The sequence below is a fragment of the Nostoc sp. MG11 genome, from assembly GCF_014904695.1.
Lineage (GTDB): Bacteria > Cyanobacteriota > Cyanobacteriia > Cyanobacteriales > Nostocaceae > Komarekiella.
In genome coordinates this window covers 1-3,228 of record NZ_JACXXN010000137.1, presented here as the reverse complement: position 1 = coordinate 3,228, position 3,228 = coordinate 1, and the positions used below count along the sequence as shown (strand labels likewise).

Genomic DNA, 3,228 nt, shown 5'->3' with positions numbered 1-3,228 from the left:
AATTAAAATAGCACTTGAATTAGTTAATCCTCAACATCTCAAAAATTGGTTTACAAATTGCTGTTACTGTACCTCATAAACTACGAATTTGCTGTAATTGTCACTTTCAACATCTGACATTCTTCATTTGATGAAGTGGGTCGCTATACTGCTTGGCAGTGCCACCGGATAAGACCCCCAAAAACCGCTGTAACATACTGCACACTGCCGATAGACGGCAGGTAATGACTGCCAAAAGGCTTTTGCTGATGCTCCACAACGGTCTCTTATATGGCATCCAATAATCTCTCGCGTCTCGACAGCCAACGCTAACCAAACCCATTGTTCGTTGCCTTTAACATCTAGTATCGGAGACAACTCTTGACACAGCCCAACGTCGAACGAAACGCGATGAGCGAAGAGCAGATCACGCAAGTGCTGACGGGTATTGCAAATGGTTTCAGGAACCAGTTGCGCTCGCCAATTCTATTAATACCTGCAGACGAAAATTTAGAATTCGAGGATGTCACGTTTTCGTCTCAGGACGGTGTGCCGCTCGAAGCTTGGTTCATTCCAAAAGAGGGATCAGACAGGCTCATAATTGTAAATCACCTCAAAGGATTCAACCGTTATGGCTTACCGTCACACCTGGAACCTTGGAAATCCATGTTCTCCGCCTCAGGTAATGACTTTGAAGTCAACTTCATTCCGGATTACAAAATTCTGCATGATGCTGGTTATAACGTCCTGACTTACGACTTGCGCAATCATGGTCATAGCAGCGCGGGCAATGGCGGTATCGGAAGTAGCGGCAGATTCGAGTCTCGCGACGTGATTGGCTCACTCATTTATGCCAAGACGCGACGGGAGTTGAGCGGCATGACCATCGGACTTTTCAGTCAGTGTCTTGGATGTAACTCAACAATATTCGCCATGTCGCGTCACCCAGAGCATCTCAAAGATGTCCATGTCCGGTGCTTGGTCGGGGTGCAGCCACTCTCCCCTAGGTTCTTTCTGGAACGACAGCTCGATCTGATCGGAGTTCCGGCTGACCGGATAGAGGAGCTTGACCGATACATCAAGCTGATCACCAGCTTCGATCTGCATCAACTAGCACCGATTCAAGCAGCAAAGTCCGTTACGTTACCGACTCTTGTCTACCAAGTGTATGATGACGTGATGACGAAGCCCATCGATGTGCAAACCATATTCGATAACATGCCTGCCAGGGACAAGGAGCTCTTCTGGGTCCAGGGAACGACCCAGCGCTGGGATGGCTACACCTATTTTCAAAGAGAGCCGAAGGTGGCGCTTGATTGGTTCGAGAAGTACATGTATTGATTGTCGCGTACCGCATATGATACGCACCGCCTAGTGGGTGGTTCGGGAGCTAAAGCAGTTCGGACCTGGAACGTCGTCCGCGCGATCGTGTCGATGCCCCTTCTCCATCACGTCGATTGGATGAGACAGGTAGGCTGCGGATAGATGTAGTGGTAATGTTCTAGATCGATTGACTCACACCGGGTAGGAGGGTTCAATGTTCAACTAGCTTTAATTGCGTCATGGTGGCGTTCAGCTCATGTCACAAGGGATTGCATGGGTTCGAGTAGAGATCGACCCATCTCAGTGAGACTGTATTCAACTTTAAGGAAATGATCATAGCGGTAAAAAGAGTACTCGATCGAGGACTAGGCGCGGTGGGCTGCCATTTCTAGTATGAGGATAGATTTAATTGCAAACGCCGCGAGGAGATGAATTCATGACTGACTCACCAAAGTACATCATTGGTTTGGTCTTTTACCCTGGTATGACATCATTGGATATAGTGGGACCTCATCAAGTCTTTAGTGCGCTTCCTGGTATCGAACTTCATCGGATCTGGAAAACGCTAGACCCGATCGCAACCGATGACGGATTAGTGATTTTGCCTGATACTACCTTTAAAAATTGCCCGCCCCTCGACGTGATTTGTGTCGGTGGCGGCTTAGAACAGCGAGCAGTCGTAGACGATCCAGAGGTGTTGGAATTCTTCCGAAAACAAGGCAACACTGCAAAGTTTATTACCTCTGTGTGTGGCGGGTCAGAGTTTTTGGCGAAAGCGGGTCTGCTACAGGGCTATCGAGCCGCGACTCACTGGGGGATGCGCGAACAACTCGCAAAGCTGGGCGTTGAGGTTGGAACTGATCGCGTCGTCATCGATCGCAATCGAATTACGGGTGGAGGCGTGACAGCCGGGATCGATTTTGGTTTGACGGTTGCGAGCATCCTTTATGATGAAGAAACCGCCAAGATTATTCAGCTATTACTGGAGTACAATCCTGCCCCACCATTTGATGCTGGTTTACCTGAAAAAGCGGGACCTGAGTTGGTCAACAAGGCGGTTTCATTTATGCAGAGGATGTCAAGTTTAGAACTCGCAAAATAAGTAAGCTGACATGACTACAACTTCGGACATGGATCGCGATGCCGCCACAAGCTGGGTAAAACCTGGTTTCTACGCGACTTCCATTATCGCGGTAACTGGATCTTAGGAGAAGCTTATGGCAATTTCGACTCAAAAAGACGTTCGCGTTACGGTTATCTCTAGAATTTGGGGATATGCAACAGCGATGCTCTTCATTTCTATCTTGCTCAGTGGTCACGGACGCGATCAAAAGCTTTTCTTGCCAGCAACCATTGTGTTCGGTGCAACAATCAGCACGATCGTAGTGTTGAGAAAGTTGCACGATGACCGACATAACACTCTATTTCCGTCTGAAACCCTGGAGGCACTTAAACAGCGTATTGAGAATCTGGAGGCGATCGCTTCAAGTAACACTGGGCATTGGGAGGATTCTTTAAAGCAACTCGATCAGATGAATCTCGATCGTAGTCGATAACAACGTTCGATCTTATGGGAGTACAGGCATCTAACCCGCCTTTTGGATATAATTTCTCGCGGTAAAGTCATACCAAATCTTCAACCAACGAGAAATCTTTGAAATGACAGCAGTTCTGCCGTTTCGCTCACCTTACCTAATCAGCGCGTGTTGACTATTCCTGTTCCTTGAATCATATCTTTGTGATGCAAACATGAATTTGTTTAGCCCGACTATAGTGATGCACTCGCACTGCAAGTCTAAGCGGGATGCCCGTGTCCTTCATCGCTTGACCGAATGGCACTAAGAAAAGCTCTAAGCTATGCAGAATAAGGGCTACAGCTTTTAATGCTAGAAAGCGGGGTAATGGTATGAGCCAGGCGATTGCCAA

General features: G+C 47.8%; 5 protein-coding genes. 3 read left to right on the top strand and 2 right to left on the bottom strand.

Annotated elements, in window-relative coordinates:
* Positions 1-123: 123 nt before the first annotated feature.
* Positions 124-414 carry a hypothetical protein gene (locus tag HCR01_RS37400; RefSeq protein WP_226890075.1) on the bottom strand — a complete coding sequence of 97 codons (291 nt, stop codon included), beginning with the start codon at positions 412-414 and terminating at the stop codon, positions 124-126.
* Between HCR01_RS37400 and HCR01_RS37395 the strand changes: the two genes are divergently transcribed.
* The 3 genes from HCR01_RS37395 to HCR01_RS37385 all read left to right on the top strand — a co-directional run bounded on the left by HCR01_RS37395 (position 391) and on the right by HCR01_RS37385 (position 2,858).
* Positions 391-1,320, top strand: a complete 930-nt coding sequence (locus tag HCR01_RS37395) for an alpha/beta hydrolase family protein (RefSeq protein ID WP_193200930.1) — start codon at positions 391-393, stop codon at positions 1,318-1,320. The two genes, HCR01_RS37400 and HCR01_RS37395, sit on opposite strands and share 24 nt — an antisense overlap.
* A 418-nt stretch (positions 1,321-1,738) precedes the next feature.
* Complete coding sequence (locus HCR01_RS37390) at positions 1,739-2,404, top strand: DJ-1/PfpI family protein (RefSeq protein WP_193200928.1); 666 nt, start codon at positions 1,739-1,741, stop codon at positions 2,402-2,404.
* Between the two features lie 115 nt (positions 2,405-2,519).
* Positions 2,520-2,858: a hypothetical protein gene (locus HCR01_RS37385; RefSeq protein ID WP_193200927.1), complete on the top strand. Its 339-nt coding sequence runs from the start codon at positions 2,520-2,522 to the stop codon at positions 2,856-2,858.
* A gap of 172 nt (positions 2,859-3,030) precedes the next feature.
* On the opposite strand, the gene HCR01_RS39730 is transcribed toward HCR01_RS37385, so the two are convergent.
* Positions 3,031-3,228, bottom strand: a 198-nt coding sequence (locus HCR01_RS39730; RefSeq protein WP_226890074.1) for a hypothetical protein, incomplete at its 5' end; no start/stop codon positions are given.